This is a genomic window from Pseudooceanicola aestuariicola (assembly GCF_045763785.1).
Lineage (GTDB): Bacteria > Pseudomonadota > Alphaproteobacteria > Rhodobacterales > Rhodobacteraceae > Pseudooceanicola.
The window spans coordinates 747,191-761,856 of sequence record NZ_JBJGSF010000002.1 but is presented as its reverse complement, the minus strand read 5'-3'; the positions used below and the strand labels follow the sequence as shown (position 1 = coordinate 761,856).

The window sequence follows — 14,666 nt, the reverse complement described above, 5'->3', positions numbered from 1 at the left end:
GGGGCCACGCATCCATAGGGGGCTAGGCGCTTGGAACTCTTTGTTGGTCTTGGAAATCCCGGCGGAAAATACGCGGGCAACCGACATAATATCGGGTTCATGGCGTTGGATCGTATTGCTGACGATCATGGCTTTGCCCCGTGGCGTTCCAAGTTTCAGGGGCAGGTCAGCGAAGGCAATCTGGATGGCGAAAAGGTCATCCTGCTGAAGCCCACAACCTTCATGAACCTTTCCGGTCAGGCGGTAGGAGAGGCGATGCGGTTCTACAAGCTGACACCGGACGACGTGACGGTGTTCCATGACGAGCTGGACCTTGCCCCTGGCAAGGTGCGCGTCAAACAGGGCGGCGGCCATGCCGGCCATAACGGCTTGCGGTCGATCCATCAGCATATCGGGGCGGACTATCAGCGCGTCCGGCTGGGCATCGGGCATCCGGGCCACAAGGATCGGGTCGCGGGTTATGTCCTATCCGATTTCGCCAAGGCCGATCAGGACTGGCTGGACGATGTCATCCGGGGTGTCGCCGACGGGGCCGCGCAACTGGCCAAGGGCGATGCGTGCAAGTTCATGAATGCCGTCGCGTTGCGCACCGCGCCGCCGCGCAGTTCAACCGGCGACAAGTCCGCCGCCAAAGCAAAAGCCGCAGATGTTGCCGGCGCGGCCACTAAAACGGAAGAAGAGGCACCGGACAGCCGGTCAGCCCTTCAGAAGCTGGCCGATAAATTCAGATGAGCCTTCAGGCGCTGTTTGATCGTCAGGCCGAGGCGTGCAGCCGCCTAGGTTCACCTTTCATGGCGCGAATGTTGCGGATTTGCGGGGCGCGATTGGCCCCCGGCCATCCAGTTTCCGACCGCCTGCTTCAATGGCCGGGCGATGCCACCGCCTACGGCGACGCGATTGCCCTACGCTTTGCTGGTGGGCTTCACGCGCTGGTTCTGATGGGGCGCGATGACGGACTGATTGCGGCCTACCCGCCCAATGACACATCCGACGGCACCCTTTGGGCGGCGATCCGTGCGGCAATGGACGCGCACACCGACCACCTGATGCACTGGCTGGACAGCGCGCCCCAGACGAACGAGGTCCGGCGCAGCGCCGCCATGATCTCGGCCGCGCACATATTGGCGGCGCGCTGTCCGGGCCTACCCCTGTGCCTGTCAGAATTAGGCGCGTCGGCCGGGTTGAACCTGTTCTTTGACCGCTTCGCCCTGTCCCTTCCCGATGGCACCACGCGGGGCGCACCGCAGCCCGTTCTGACCTTATCGCCGGATTGGTCAGGGCCGCTGCCCCCAAAGGCACCGTTCACCGTCGCCGAAAGACGCGGTGTCGATCTGAACCCGCTGAACCCGACTGAACCCAACGACGTGTTGCGCCTGCGCAGCTACACTTGGCCGGATCAGCCTGAACGAATGCAACGGCTTGAGGCCGCTCTGTCGATCGCTGACCCCGTCGTCGAAAAAGGGGACGCCGCCGAATGGCTGGCACGCCGACTGGCCACGCCCATGCCCGGTCGCCTGCACCTGATCTATCACACGATCGCTTGGCAATATTTTCCACCCGCAACCGACGCCGCCTGCCGCGACGCCTTGGCCACTGCCGGGGCTAAGGCGACCCCCGAGGCACCTATCGCCCACCTATGGGTCGAAGCCGAAGGCACCGCTCCGAACGCAAGGATCCGACTGACCCTCTGGACCGGAGAGGCCGAGCCGGACATCATGGACCTAGGATCGATGAACCCCCACGGCATAACGCTAAAGGCCACCGACGCGATGAAAGGCAGACCCCGATGACCCGCCAAGACCCCAGCGTGAACGTTCTGGGCAAGCCTTTGGAAACCTGTTCGACCCAGCCGCTGACGGGCTATTTCCGCGATGGGCACTGCAACACCTGCGCCGAAGACACCGGGTCCCACACCGTCTGCGCCATCATGACCGACGAATTTCTGGCCTTTTCGAAATACGTAGGCAACGACCTTAGCACCCCGCGGCCTGAATTCGGCTTCGCCGGTCTGTCGGCTGGGGACGCATGGTGCCTGTGCGCATCGCGGTTTCTGCAGGCCCATGATGAGGGCTGCGCGCCGAAGGTGCGGCTGCAATCGACGCATAAAAAGGCATTGGAGATCGTGCCGCTGGAAATCCTGAAGGAGTACGAGGTCGCGCAGGACTGACAGTGCGACTACGGCTAAGCGGCTTTGGGACTGCCGTCTCCTGAGCTGCCAGAGCCTGCTTCAGGCAACTCCACCACCTGATCGATAAACAGCGCCAGCAATTGCGACCGCCCCGACACCCCCGCCTTGCGATAAATCGCGTTGGTCTGGGCTTTGATCGTTCCGTCACTGACCCCACGCAGTTGCGCGATTTCCGAGATAGAAAACCCCTTTACCGAAAACAGGGTGACGTCACGCTCCGCAGGTGTCAGCCCCCATTGGTCGAAGGTTTCTTCAAGCATATCCATGAACGCGCCAGACGCGCGGCGCAGCTTTTCGCGGGCGCGCTCTTCGCTGCGGATTGTCCGCCGCAGGACGACGGCACCCAAGATCACGCCCGACATCAATCCGGCAGCGACCAGCAGTTCGATGATTTCACGCATCTGCCATGACATCGGGCGGCTACGGATGCCGATCACCGATGACAGAATGTCCGAGATAAAGAACAGCGCACAGGACACCTGGAAAACGACCAGAATAAACAGCCCCAGAGCGCGCCGGTTCATAAGATTCCACGCGGCTGACACAACAGATCAATCGTCACCATCGCCTCCATCATCACCATCGCTGTCGCCATCGCTGTCGCCGTCGCGGTCCCCGTCGTCGCCGTCATCACCATCGTCATCATCCCCGCCGCCGGAACCGGACTTACCACTGCGATCAGACTTATCGTCATCATCGTCGTCATCATCTTGATCGTCTTCGAAATAGTCGCGCAGCACCTCTCCGGTGCGATCGTTCACGATGATCTCACGTTCGCCATTGGGTCCACGCGCTTCGATCCGGGTCCGGCCCAGCCACGTACGCTCGACCTTGATCCGGCTGAAACCCTGCGTCTGAAGGGACTGGATCAGACCCTGCACACGATCCTGCGCAACGGCTGCCGTCGCCAGCAGAACTGTCGAAATGGCAATGAACATCGCGGATCTGATAGTCGTCATCAAAGTTTCCTTTGCACCCATAGGCCCCCTACGCTGGCAGGAGGCCTTGTTTTTCACACCACGCCTCAATCGTGGTCCGATCCGTGGCCACCATCGTCGCCGCGACCGCTATCGTGGTCACCGTTATGGTCGCCCCCATGATCATCGCCGTGATCATCGCCGCGGTCGTGGTCTCTGCCCGACCCGCTATGATCATCACCGCGCTCACCATGGTCATCATCCCCGTGGTCACCGTCATCGTCTGATCCATGACCGCGATGGCCATCATCGTCACCACGCAGGAAATTCGCCTGCGAAAGACGCGTGAAGATGCCGGGCCGATTGCTGTCGTCCGCGTCCAGCGCTCCGACTTCGGATTTCAGCATACCGCCGGTCACGTTGTCGATGACGTACTCGTGCTTTTCGACGCCATTGGTCGCTTCGATCTTGGTTTGGGACAGCCCCGTCTTCACCTCGATCCGAGAGAACCCTTGTTCCGATAGCTGCGCCACCAGCGCGTCCGACGCGGATTGAGACAGGGCCATCGTGCCGGTAATGGCGAACGCTAAGGCAACGATCGTGTTGCGGGTCATATTGGTCATTGGTCTAGCCTTTTCGAAAATCGACGCCGACGATGGCGACACCGATCACATCCCCGATCCGGCGGGGCAGGCATATTGTCCCAAAAGTACAAACCCCCGGCTATAAACCGGGGGTCTGCATGCATAAACCAAATGTCTAAACCGGGGTTAGTCGGCGGACCGGCCTTCCGTATCGGACATATCGAAGCCAAGGAACCGCGCCACGGTCTGCACGTCTTTGTCACCGCGACCGCACATGTTCATGACGATGATGTGGTCCTTGGGCAGCGTCGGCGCGATCTTCATCACATGCGCCAGTGCGTGGCAGGGCTCCAACGCGGGAATGATGCCTTCGGTCGAACAGGACAGTTGGAACGCCTCCAGCGCCTCCATGTCGGTGATCGAGACATATTGCGCCCGGCCAATGTCATGCAGCCACGAATGCTCGGGGCCAATACCTGGATAATCCAACCCGGCCGAGATCGAATATCCTTCGAGGATCTGACCGTCGTCATCCTGCAGCAGATAGGTCCGGTTGCCATGCAGCACGCCCGGACGTCCGCCCGTCAGTGACGCGCAATGCTCCATATCGTCGTTGACGCCCTTGCCCCCGGCTTCGACGCCTATGATCTGAACGGATGGGTCATCTAGGAACGGATAGAACAGACCCATGGCATTAGACCCGCCGCCAATGGCCGCGATGATCGTGTCGGGCAGACGGCCTTCGCCTTCCTGCTCGGCCAGTTGCCAGCGGACTTCCTTGCCGATGATCGACTGGAAATCACGGACCATGGCCGGATAGGGATGCGGGCCAGCGACGGTGCCGATGCAATAGAACGTCTCGTGCACATTGGTGACCCAGTCGCGCAGCGCATCGTTCATTGCGTCTTTCAACGTCCCCCGACCCGAGGTCACGGGAACCACTTCGGCCCCCAGCAACCGCATACGGAACACGTTGGGCGCCTGACGCTGCACGTCATGCGCGCCCATGTAGATCACGCATTTCAAACCGAACTTGGCGCAGACGGTCGCCGTGGCCACACCATGCTGCCCCGCACCGGTTTCCGCGATGATCCGGGTCTTGCCCATGCGGCGCGCCAGAATGATCTGGCCCAGCACGTTGTTGATCTTGTGCGCGCCGGTGTGGTTCAGCTCATCCCGCTTGAGGTAGATTTTGGCGCCGCCCAGATGTTCGGTCAGCCGCGCGGCATAATACAGCGGCGACGGGCGACCGACGTAGTTCTTCCACAGATCATCCATCTCGGCCCAGAAGGTGTCGTCGGTCTTGGCCTTCTCGTACTCGGCTTCAAGATCAAGGATCAGGGGCATCAGCGTTTCCGACACAAAGCGCCCGCCGAATTGCCCAAACCGACCTTTTTCGTCCGGTCCGTTCATGAAGGAATTGAAAAGATCGTCCATGACCATCCCCGCCATCAAGTTTCCGCCCGTAATTATTGGCAAAGCCACATGAATTCCAGCCCTAGTTTCCCCCGCCCCCGCGGCATTATAGGTTTGGTCCATGGAATCGGCTGCTGACTGGCACAGCGCGGTCGCCCTGCTGGACTGGCAGGTCGATCTGGGCGCGGACGAAGCGATCGGGGATACCCCCATCGATCGCTTTGCCGTGGCCGAGGAACTGGCCGCCAATCCCCCAGCAAAAGCCAAGGCGCAGGCGCACCTTCAACCGGTCGAGCGCAAGGAAATCGACGCGGTCGAAGTAGCCCGACACGCGGCTGGTGCGGCAACGTCTCTGGACGAATTGAGACAGGCACTGGCCGGGTTTGACCACTGCGCGCTGAAGCGCGGCGCCAAATCGCTGGTCTTTGGCGACGGAAACCCCGCCGCTCGCGTCATGATCCTTGGTGAAGCGCCCAGCCGCGAAGACGACCGGGCGGGGCAGCCGTTCACAGACCGAACCGGAGCTTTGCTGGACCGGATGCTGGCGGCAATTTGTCTGAACCGCGGATCGGAAGACCCCGAAACGGCCGTCTACATCACAAACGTCCTGCCTTGGCGACCACCACAGAACCGCGACCCTGCGCCCGAAGAAATCGCGATGATGCTGCCGTTCCTGCAAAAGCATGTCGAACTGGTCGCGCCTGATTTCTTGGTGATGATGGGGAACATCGCCTGTCTGGCAGCGGTCAAGAAACAGGGCATCATGCGCCTGCGCGGCACATGGGACGAGGCGTTCGGCATCCCCGCCCTGCCCATGGTGCACCCCACGAATATTAACCAGCCCCATGCCAAGCGTGACGCGTGGAAAGACCTTTTGTCCCTGCGCGTGCGCCTGAACGCAAAGGCCTGACGCTGATGCCTTTTGACCCTCTGTTGCTTTTGGCCTTTTTGCCTGCGGGTTTGGCGCTGAACCTCACGCCCGGCGCGGACATGATGTTTTGCTTTGCCCAAGGGCTGCGGCGGGGGCCGCGTGCAGCTTGGGCCGCATCGCTTGGTATCTCACTTGGCTCTTTCGTGCATGCAACCGTCGCGGGCCTTGGCCTTGCGGCCCTGATCGCGGCACATCCCGGCATCCTCACCGTGATCCGCTGGATCGGCGTGGTCTATCTGTTGTGGCTGGCGCTCAACTCCCTGCGCCAGACCCGTCAGGACGTGCCTGATCATCTGCCAAGCCACGCCTTGCGCGAAGGGTTGATGGTTAACCTGACGAACCCCAAGGTGATCCTGTTCGTGCTGGCCTTCATTCCGCAGTTCATCGACCCCGCGCGTGCGCTTTTGCCGCAATTCCTGACCTACGGCGCCATGCTTGGGCTGGGCGGGTTCATCATCAACGGGCTGGTCGGTCAACTGGCGGGCGGCGCGGGTAACCGATTGGCCCGGTCAGACAGATTCGCAACATGGCTGGGCCGCATCAGCGCCGGGGTTTTCGGCCTGCTGGCCCTGCGCCTTGCCACGCTGGAGGCAAAATGACCAAAGAGTTCATCCCTATCGGTATCGCCGTCCTGACCGTGTCGGACACCCGCACGCTGGCCGAAGATAAATCCGGCGACACGCTGGTTCAGCGGATCGAAGATGCGGGCCACCGACTGGCCGCGCGGGCCATCACCACCGACGACCGCGACAAGATCAGCGCCCAGCTGCGCGACTGGATCGCCGATCCGGCCATCGACGCAATCGTGTCGACCGGAGGCACTGGCCTGACAGGACGCGATGTGACCGTCGAAGCGCACAGGGACGTCTACGAAAAAGAAATCGACGCCTTCGGGACTGTCTTCACCATCGTCTCGATGAAAAAGATCGGGACCTCGGCGGTACAAAGCCGCGCCACCGCTGGCGTCGCGGGCGGCACCTACCTGTTTGCCCTGCCCGGCAGCACTGGCGCCTGCAAGGACGCTTGGGACGAAATCCTCGTCCACCAGTTCGACTACCGCCACAACCCCTGCAACTTTGTCGAGATCATGCCCCGGCTCGACGAACACCTGCGGCGAAAGTAGTCAGTTTATTTTCGACGGAATCCCGCACGTCCGACGTAAAAAGGATGTCACGTGGTCGTGGCTTGGCAAACCAAGCCACGGGCGTACCATGTGTGGGTGCCCCTTTTTGGAAGTTTTGAATGCGGTTTCTTAGACATAGCCTGACAGGTCTGTTCCTGATTGCAGTGACCCTTGGCCTGCTGGTCTTTGCTGTGGCCAACGTGCGCGACGCGGTCGTGGCCCGTATGTCGGATGAACCCCGCATGCCGACGGCGCGCGAACGGGTGTTTTCGGTGAACCTTGTGCAGGCACAACTGGAAACCATTACGCCCATCATGACCGTCTTTGGTGAGGTTCAAAGTCGCCGGACACTGGAAATCCGCGCGGCATCGGGCGGCACCATCGTCGAACTGGCCGAAGGTTTCGAAGACGGCGCACGCGTCACTGCCGGTCAGGTTCTGGCGCGCATCAACCCGGCCAACGCGCAATCCGCGCTGGACCGCGCCACCAACGATCTGGCCGATGCCGAGGTTGCGGCACGCGACGCAAGGTCTGCCGTAGAAATAGCGCGCGATACGCTGACCTCGTTGCAGGAACAGGCAGATTTGCGGCAACGCGCGTATGAACGGCAGGTCGATCTGGCGGATCGCGGCGTCGGCAGCGCCTCTGCTGTGGAAACGGCCGAACTGGCTGCGGCCTCTGCCCGGCAGGCGGTTCTATCGGCCCGCAACGCGCTGGCCCAAGCTGAAACGCGCGTCGATACGGCGGCCAACGCCCTGAACCGCGCCCGCATCGCGCAGGCAGAGGCACAGCGCGATCTGGACGACACGGTGATCCGCGCTGAATTCGATGGCACCCTGTCGGAAACCAACGCGGTCCAAGGGGGCCTCGTTTCAGCCAATGAACAGCTGACACAGCTGGTTGATGACAACGCGCTTGAAGTAGCGTTCCGCGTCTCCACCTCGCAATACGCCCGTCTTCTGAATGAAGATGGTGAGCTGTTACAGGCGCCAGTTACCGTTACGCTGGACGTCTCTGGTATCGCCTTGGCCAGCGAAGGCACGATCACCCGAGACAGCGCCGCAGTCGCCGAAGGGCAGACCGGACGCCTGATCTTTGCCCGCCTCGACACCGCACGCGGGCTGAAGCCGGGTGATTTTGTCACTGTATTGGTCACTGAACCCCCGCTGGAACGCGTGGCCCGCCTGCCCGCGACCGCCGTAGATGCCGCCGAAACCGTTCTTGCCATCAACGCCGAAGAACGGCTTGAGGTGCTGCCGGTGACCCTGATGCGACGTCAGGGGGATGATGTTTTGGTTCGGTCTCCGATCATCGAAGGCCGCGAGATCGTGGCCCAACGATCCCCTCTGCTGGGGGCAGGGATCAAAGTTCGTCCGCTGCGCACTGGCCCGCAGGCCGAAGCAGCGACCCCATCTTTGGTGGAACTGACGCCCGAACGACGTGAAAAGCTTAAGGCCTTCGTGAACGGCAACACCCGCTTGCCGTCTGACGTCAAAACCCGGATCCTGACGCAGCTTGATGCCGACCGCGTCCCCGCCGCAATGGTCGAACGCATCGAATCCCGGATGGGAGGCTGACATGATCCCCGCCCCGGAACGCGCCCAAGGCATCCTGTCGTACTTCACCCGACACAGGACCGCCGCGAACCTTCTGCTGGTCGTTCTTCTGACTTTGGGCATCGCCGCCGTACCGCAGATGCGGGCGCAGTTTTTTCCCGACACTATCATTGATGACATCAACGTATCTGTCACATGGGACGGGGCCGGCGCAGAAGATATCGACAGCGCCATCGTCCAGATCATGGAGCCGACCTTACTCGCGGTCGAAGGCGTGGAAAGCTCATCTTCGACCTCGACAGAAGGCCGCGCCTCGATCAATCTGGAGTTCGAGCCGGGCTGGGACATGTCGCGCGCGGGCGACGACGTGCAGGCGGCAGTGGACGCAATCACCAACCTGCCCGAAGAAGCCGAAGACCCGAACATTCGCCGCGGTGGCTGGCGCGACCGGGTCACGGATGTGGTCATCACGGGACCAGTCGCCGTCGATCAACTGGGTCGATTTGCCGATGAATTCGTGACCCGCCTCTTTGCAGAAGGCGTCACCCGCACCACCATCCGTGGCGTCGCCGCGCCGCAGACATTGATCGAAGTGCCCTCGGTCAACCTGATTGCCTATGACGTGACCATGGCCGAGATCGCCAGCGCCATCGCGGCCGAGGTCGATGCAAGCCCCGCAGGCGACGTGACGGGTGCGAATGCCCGCGTGCGTACCGGGGTCGAAAAACGGTCTGCCGATCAGATCGCGGGTATCGTTTTGCGGTCGAACACCGATGGGTCGAACCTGATCGTCGGCGACGTGGCGACGATCACCGTCGAAGGCGCCGCACGTCTGCGCGGCTATTTCGTGGGCGACAACCCTGCCATTTCCGTGCGCGTGGACCGATCAGATCAGGGCGACGCGATCGAAATCCAGAACATCGTGCAGGACGTTGCAGATCGCATGGTCACAACCCTGCCCGAAGGCACATCGATCGATCTGATCCGCACCCGGGCCGAAGCGATCACCGGTCGCCTGAACATCCTGCTGGACAACGGCCTGATGGGGCTGGGTCTGGTGCTGGTCCTGCTGTTCCTGTTCCTTAACGCGCGCACGGCGTTCTGGGTCGCGGCGGGGATCCCGGTGTCGATGCTAGCCGCCATCGCGCTGATGTATCTGGGCGGGCTGACGATCAACATGATCTCGCTTTTTGCGCTGATCATCACGACCGGTATCGTGGTGGATGACGCGATTGTCGTGGGCGAACATGCGGATGCCCGTGCCCGCAAGCTAAGGGAAGAGCCTATTGTCGCCGCCGAAAATGCCGCCCGCCGCATGGCGATGCCGGTCTTTTCCGCGACGCTGACCACGGTCATCGCCTTCTTTGGCTTGACGGCTATCGGCGGACGATTTGGCGACATGATCGCAGATATTCCGTTCACCGTGATCGCGGTACTGATTGCATCGCTGGTCGAATGCTTCCTGATCCTGCCGCGCCACATGTCCCACGCGTTGGAACACACCGACAAGGAACATTGGTACGACTGGCCCTCGCGTCAGGTGAACAAAGGCTTCGGCTGGGTCCGCGACACGCTGTTCCGCCCCTTCATGGCCGCCGTCGTCTGGGCGCGGTATCCGGTGCTGGCGCTGGTCACGGTCGCCCTGTCGACCCAAGCCGTTCTGTTGATCAGCGGGCAGGTGCCATGGCGGTTTTTCAATGCGCCCGAACGTGGGTCGATCAGCGGCAACTTTATGATGGCCGAGGGCGCCACCCGCGCCGATACGATCGCGCAGCTGCGGCTGCTGCAACAGGCGGTCAACGATCTGGCCGGGGAATACGAGGCCGAGCATGGCCGCAACCCCGTCGATTACGCGCTGGCCGAAATCGGCGGCAACACCGGGCGCGCATTGACCGGGTCCGACACCAAAGACGCAGACCTTCTGGGCAGCATCGCGATTGAACTGATCGACCCGGATTTCCGCCCCTATTCCTCCTTCGCCTTTCTTGGCGCCCTGCAGGACAAGGTCGAACGCCACCCCATGCTAGAAGAACTGTCGTTTCGCGGCTGGCGCTCTGGCCCTGGGGGTGATGCGTTGGACGTGCAGTTCTACGGCGCGAACGCGGGCACGCTTAAAGACGCCGCCGAAGCGCTTAAAGAAGCGCTGATCCCCTTCCCCGAGGTGTCCGCCGTCGAAGACAGCATGACCTACGACAAGGAAGAGCTGATCTTGGAACTCACCCCGCAGGGGCAGGCGCTTGGCTTCACCATCGATGGCTTGGGGCGGGTGTTGCGCAACCGCCTGAACGGGATCGAAGCCGCGACCTATCCCGAAGGTCCGCGCAGCGCGACGATCCGCGTCGAACTACCCGAGGACGAACTCACTGCCGATTTCCTTGACCGGACACAGATGCGCACAGCCGCGGGCAGCTATGTGCCCTTGGCCGACATCGTCCGTGTCACGCGGCAGACCGGGTTTTCGACCGTGCGGCGCGAAAACGGGTTGCGTCTGATTTCCGTGAACGGCGACATTTCCGAAGACGACCCCGCCCGCGCGGCTGAGATCATCGAGGCGCTGCAGACAGACATCCTGCCGACCATCGCCAGCGAACAGCAGGTCGAATGGCGTCTGTCGGGGCTAAGCGAACAAGAAAGCGATTTCCTGACCGATGCCCGCAACGGCGCGATCCTTGTTCTGCTGGGTATTTACCTTGTTCTGGCGTGGGTGTTTTCCAGTTGGACCAGACCGATGGTCGTCATGGCGATCATCCCCTTCGGCTTGGTTGGCACTATTTACGGGCACTATTTGTGGGACGTACCGCTGTCGATGTTCACGGTCGTCGGGCTGCTGGGCATGACCGGCATCATTATCAACGACTCGATCGTTCTGGTGACGACGATTGACGAATATTCGGAAACGCGTGGCTTGGTGCCATCAATCATCGACGGGGCGGCAGATCGTTTGCGGCCCGTGGTCTTGACCACTTTGACAACGGTTCTGGGTCTGGCCCCGCTACTGTACGAACAATCCAGCCAAGCGCAGTTCCTGCGCCCGACGGTGATCACTCTGGTCTATGGCTTAGGCTTCGGGATGGTGCTGGTTCTGATGATCGTTCCGGCCTTGATGGCGGTTCAGGATGATATCGGGCGGCTGGTGCGGTCTTGGCGACGTGGAATGCGGGCTGACCGTGCCCGCCCCCTGCGGGCCGTGACCCTAGGCGCAAGCGCGGCGACAGGTCTGTGGCTGATTGCTACGATGGGCTGGACCTTGTGGAGCGGGAGCCTGCCCGAGCCCTTGGCCGCCGCAGCGCCGCTGGGATCGCCGATGATGTCCGCGCTGGTGCTGTTCGTTCTTGGTGCCGCGCTAATCACCTTTGTGATCTACGTCATCAGCGCCATATCGCTGGGATTGACCCGACGGCGCGCCGCCTAAAAGGGCAAAGATCATCGAGCCGGGCAGCCGTTGATTTCGACGGCAGAGGCATCACCCAGAACCGTCAGGCGCAGTGCTTCGCGGTCCAGCATCATCGCACCGCCGGTCATCGCCATCATGTCGACCTCGGCGATCAGACGATTGCCCTGACGTTTTGTGACTGACTCGGATACCCAGATCGACGGGTCACGAGGCTCAAAAACAACGACCTCATTCCCACCAGTGGACGGCAGTTCGATCTGCGCCCGCAACCGCATCTTTTTGCCCGCAGGCGCCACGTCGCAGGACACGTTGCGCACCCGGCCCTGCCTCGCGGTGAAGGGCCGTTCAGCCAAAGCCGCCACGATCGCCGCGTTTCGTCGCGAGGTTTCAGGCAAAGGCAGCGCAGACAGATCCACCCCCAAAGGCACACAGATGTCGGAACATATCCCGATCTGCAACTGGCCATCCAATTCAACTGCCCCGCCCTGTGCAGGCTGAACATGCAGAGGAAGGATCACGCGGTCGCTGTACCCGATGGATCGCATTCCGTTTTGGAAAAACACCTCAGGCTTCGGCCATATCACGTCGACACGCGCCACGTTGCTGGACCCGGACCACGAAAATATGGGCGGAACGCCCGCATCGCCCGGCGCACGCCAGTAGGTTTTCCATCCGTCTTTCAGGGTCAGTTCCAACCCGACGATATGGCTGCCATCCCCCTGCTGCCATCCCTGCACCAGACGTGCCGACAGATTGTCGGCATAGGGGTTTGCCAAAACCGAAACCGGAAGCAGGGCAGCCAGCCCAAGTGTGAGTGCGCGCAACATTTTCATGCCATCAGAGATGGCGGTTCGGCAATTCAATGCCAACTCACAAATAGGCGATAGGATGTTGCAACAGCTCAACCGTTGAAACCGGGCCACAAAGATCCCACACTCAAAAGTATGAGCAGCCAGCAAAACCAGCCCCTCCGGTACTGACTTGGAACAGACACTGGACCTTAGTGGAAAAATCCTGATCGCCATGCCTGACATGGGCGACCCCAGATTTGCGCGGTCGGTCATCCTGATCTGCGCCCATTCCGACGAAGGCGCGATGGGGCTGATCATCAATCACCCCACGGGCGATGTGGACCTTTCGCATCTGGCCGATCAGCTTGATCTGGACCGCGCGCCTGATTTCCGCGACAGACCGATCCATGCGGGCGGGCCGGTCGAAACGGAACGCGGGTTCGTTCTGCATTCCCGCGATTATTCCAGCGCAATTTCGACCTTGCCCGTGACATCGGAAATCGCGCTGACCGGCACCTTGGATATCCTTGAAGATATCGCACAGGAAAACGGCCCGGATAAGACGTTGATCATGTTGGGGTATTGCGGCTGGGGGCCGGGACAGCTGGAAAGCGAACTGGCTCAGAATGCTTGGCTAACCGGTGATGCGCCGTTCGATCTGCTTTTCGGCACCCCTGACAAGAAGAAATGGGAAGTCGCGCTGGCGAACGAAAACATCGATGCGCTGGCCCTGTCGTCGACCGCAGGTCACGCCTAACGCGGCGCGGCCGCCCGGCGCAGACGATCATTGATCGCACGACCCAGACCTTCGTCGGGTACGGGCGCCACGGCAATCCGGGTCGCGCCCATGGCATCCAATTGATGGAAATGGCGAAACAGGTTTGCCGCGGCCTCTGCCAGATCAGCATTTTCCGACAGGTTCAGATCACACTCCACCGGGCCGAAACCGACGAAGGTTTCCTCCGGCTCTGGCTGCGTCACATTGATCCGAACCCGCCCCACGGGCGCATAGTGGGATGCCATCTGCCCCGGCGCGGTGATCGCCCCGGCCTCTTCCCTGACCGCTAAGGGGCGGCCAAGAACCTCGGCCAAAGCTTCTGCCGGCACGCCGCCTTCCCGCAGGATCATCGGGGATGCGTCTGCAAAACCAACGATGGTGCTTTCCAACCCGACCGAACATTCGCCGCCATCCAAAACCGCATCGATCCGCCCATCGAGGCCCGCAATAACGTGCGCCGCAGACACTGGGCTGACGCGCCCGGAAGGATTGGCCGACGGCGCGGCGACCCCCCGGCCGAAGGTTTGCAACAGCGCCCGCGACACAGGGTGGCCCGGCACCCGCACCGCCAAGGTCGGAAGGCCAGCGGTGACCAAGGCCGACACCGGCGCATCGTCACGCAGCGGCAGCACCAGCGTCAGTGGGCCCGGCCAGAACGCGTCTGCCAATCGCTTTGCCGAATCCGACAGATGACCCAAGGGGGAAATCTGATCGACATCAGCCACATGGACGATCAGCGGATTAAAGCTGGGACGCCCTTTCGCCTGATAGATCGCGGCGACCGCACGGTCGTTCGCAGCATCGCCAGCCAGCCCGTAAACCGTTTCGGTCGGCATACCGACAAGACCGCCGTCGTCCAGAATCGCAGCGGCGCGGGCAAGTCCTGACGAATCCGGCTTGATCACTTCGGTCACTGCAACACCTTCAAATGACGCCGCGTTTAAGGGCACTCAGCAGTCGCGTCTCTAGTCTTTCGGCCCAAAGCCGT

The 14,666-nt window shown here is 61.7% G+C and carries 15 protein-coding genes; 9 read left to right on the top strand and 6 right to left on the bottom strand.

Going from position 1 to position 14,666, the window contains the following annotated elements; translation table 11 throughout:
- Window positions 1-30: 30 nt before the first annotated feature.
- The 3 genes from pth to ACI3GR_RS11700 are packed head-to-tail and all read left to right on the top strand — an operon-like array spanning window position 31 to window position 2,167.
- On the top strand, window positions 31-732 hold the full coding sequence (gene pth / locus ACI3GR_RS11710; RefSeq protein ID WP_407494698.1) for an aminoacyl-tRNA hydrolase: 702 nt from the start codon (window positions 31-33) through the stop codon (window positions 730-732).
- The gene (locus tag ACI3GR_RS11705; protein ID WP_407494696.1) at window positions 729-1,790 is read left to right on the top strand and encodes a DUF2332 domain-containing protein; all 1,062 of its coding nucleotides are present in this window, start codon (window positions 729-731) and stop codon (window positions 1,788-1,790) included. The genes pth and ACI3GR_RS11705 overlap by 4 nt, the downstream gene beginning before the upstream one ends.
- The gene (locus tag ACI3GR_RS11700) at window positions 1,787-2,167 is read left to right on the top strand and encodes a DUF2237 family protein (protein ID WP_407494695.1); all 381 of its coding nucleotides are present in this window, start codon (window positions 1,787-1,789) and stop codon (window positions 2,165-2,167) included. The genes ACI3GR_RS11705 and ACI3GR_RS11700 overlap by 4 nt, the downstream gene beginning before the upstream one ends.
- 14 nt (window positions 2,168-2,181) lie before the next feature.
- Here the strand turns inward: ACI3GR_RS11700 and ACI3GR_RS11695 are convergent, their stop codons facing one another.
- The 4 genes from ACI3GR_RS11695 to trpB all read right to left on the bottom strand — a co-directional run bounded on the left by ACI3GR_RS11695 (window position 2,182) and on the right by trpB (window position 5,126).
- The gene (locus ACI3GR_RS11695) at window positions 2,182-2,712 is read right to left on the bottom strand and encodes a helix-turn-helix transcriptional regulator (protein ID WP_407494694.1); all 531 of its coding nucleotides are present in this window, start codon (window positions 2,710-2,712) and stop codon (window positions 2,182-2,184) included.
- A gap of 27 nt (window positions 2,713-2,739) precedes the next feature.
- Complete coding sequence (locus ACI3GR_RS11690) at window positions 2,740-3,147, bottom strand: hypothetical protein (RefSeq protein ID WP_407494693.1); 408 nt, start codon at window positions 3,145-3,147, stop codon at window positions 2,740-2,742.
- 65 nt (window positions 3,148-3,212) lie between these two features.
- Window positions 3,213-3,728 carry a hypothetical protein gene (locus ACI3GR_RS11685; RefSeq protein ID WP_407494692.1) on the bottom strand — a complete coding sequence of 172 codons (516 nt, stop codon included), beginning with the start codon at window positions 3,726-3,728 and terminating at the stop codon, window positions 3,213-3,215.
- 147 nt (window positions 3,729-3,875) lie between these two features.
- Entirely contained in the window at window positions 3,876-5,126 is a 1,251-nt protein-coding gene (trpB, locus tag ACI3GR_RS11680; protein WP_407494690.1) for a tryptophan synthase subunit beta, read from the bottom strand.
- A 100-nt stretch (window positions 5,127-5,226) separates the two neighbouring features.
- On the opposite strand from trpB, the gene ACI3GR_RS11675 reads away from it, so the two are divergent.
- The 5 genes from ACI3GR_RS11675 to ACI3GR_RS11655 all read left to right on the top strand — a co-directional run bounded on the left by ACI3GR_RS11675 (window position 5,227) and on the right by ACI3GR_RS11655 (window position 12,127).
- On the top strand, window positions 5,227-6,015 hold the full coding sequence (locus ACI3GR_RS11675) for a uracil-DNA glycosylase (protein WP_407494688.1): 789 nt from the start codon (window positions 5,227-5,229) through the stop codon (window positions 6,013-6,015).
- A gap of 5 nt (window positions 6,016-6,020) precedes the next feature.
- A complete protein-coding gene (locus tag ACI3GR_RS11670; protein ID WP_407494687.1) occupies window positions 6,021-6,635 on the top strand; it encodes a LysE family translocator in 615 nt (204 codons plus the stop codon).
- Entirely contained in the window at window positions 6,632-7,159 is a 528-nt protein-coding gene (gene moaB / locus ACI3GR_RS11665) for a molybdenum cofactor biosynthesis protein B (protein WP_407494685.1), read from the top strand. The genes ACI3GR_RS11670 and moaB overlap by 4 nt, the downstream gene beginning before the upstream one ends.
- 119 nt (window positions 7,160-7,278) lie before the next feature.
- Window positions 7,279-8,736 (top strand): efflux RND transporter periplasmic adaptor subunit, encoded by a 1,458-nt coding sequence (locus ACI3GR_RS11660; RefSeq protein ID WP_407494683.1) that lies wholly within the window; start codon window positions 7,279-7,281, stop codon window positions 8,734-8,736.
- A 1-nt stretch (window position 8,737) separates the two neighbouring features.
- Window positions 8,738-12,127, top strand: coding sequence for an efflux RND transporter permease subunit (locus tag ACI3GR_RS11655; protein ID WP_407494681.1), 3,390 nt, complete (start codon window positions 8,738-8,740; stop codon window positions 12,125-12,127).
- Window positions 12,128-12,138: 11 nt separating this feature from the next.
- Here the strand turns inward: ACI3GR_RS11655 and ACI3GR_RS11650 are convergent, their stop codons facing one another.
- Entirely contained in the window at window positions 12,139-12,936 is a 798-nt protein-coding gene (locus tag ACI3GR_RS11650) for a protein-disulfide reductase DsbD domain-containing protein (RefSeq protein ID WP_407494680.1), read from the bottom strand.
- A gap of 154 nt (window positions 12,937-13,090) precedes the next feature.
- Between ACI3GR_RS11650 and ACI3GR_RS11645 the strand changes: the two genes are divergently transcribed.
- A complete protein-coding gene (locus tag ACI3GR_RS11645; protein WP_407494679.1) occupies window positions 13,091-13,657 on the top strand; it encodes a YqgE/AlgH family protein in 567 nt (188 codons plus the stop codon).
- Here ACI3GR_RS11645 and ACI3GR_RS11640 read toward each other — a convergent pair.
- Window positions 13,654-14,592, bottom strand: coding sequence for an L-threonylcarbamoyladenylate synthase (locus ACI3GR_RS11640; RefSeq protein WP_407494677.1), 939 nt, complete (start codon window positions 14,590-14,592; stop codon window positions 13,654-13,656). The genes ACI3GR_RS11645 and ACI3GR_RS11640 overlap by 4 nt on opposite strands.
- Window positions 14,593-14,666 lie beyond the last annotated feature (74 nt).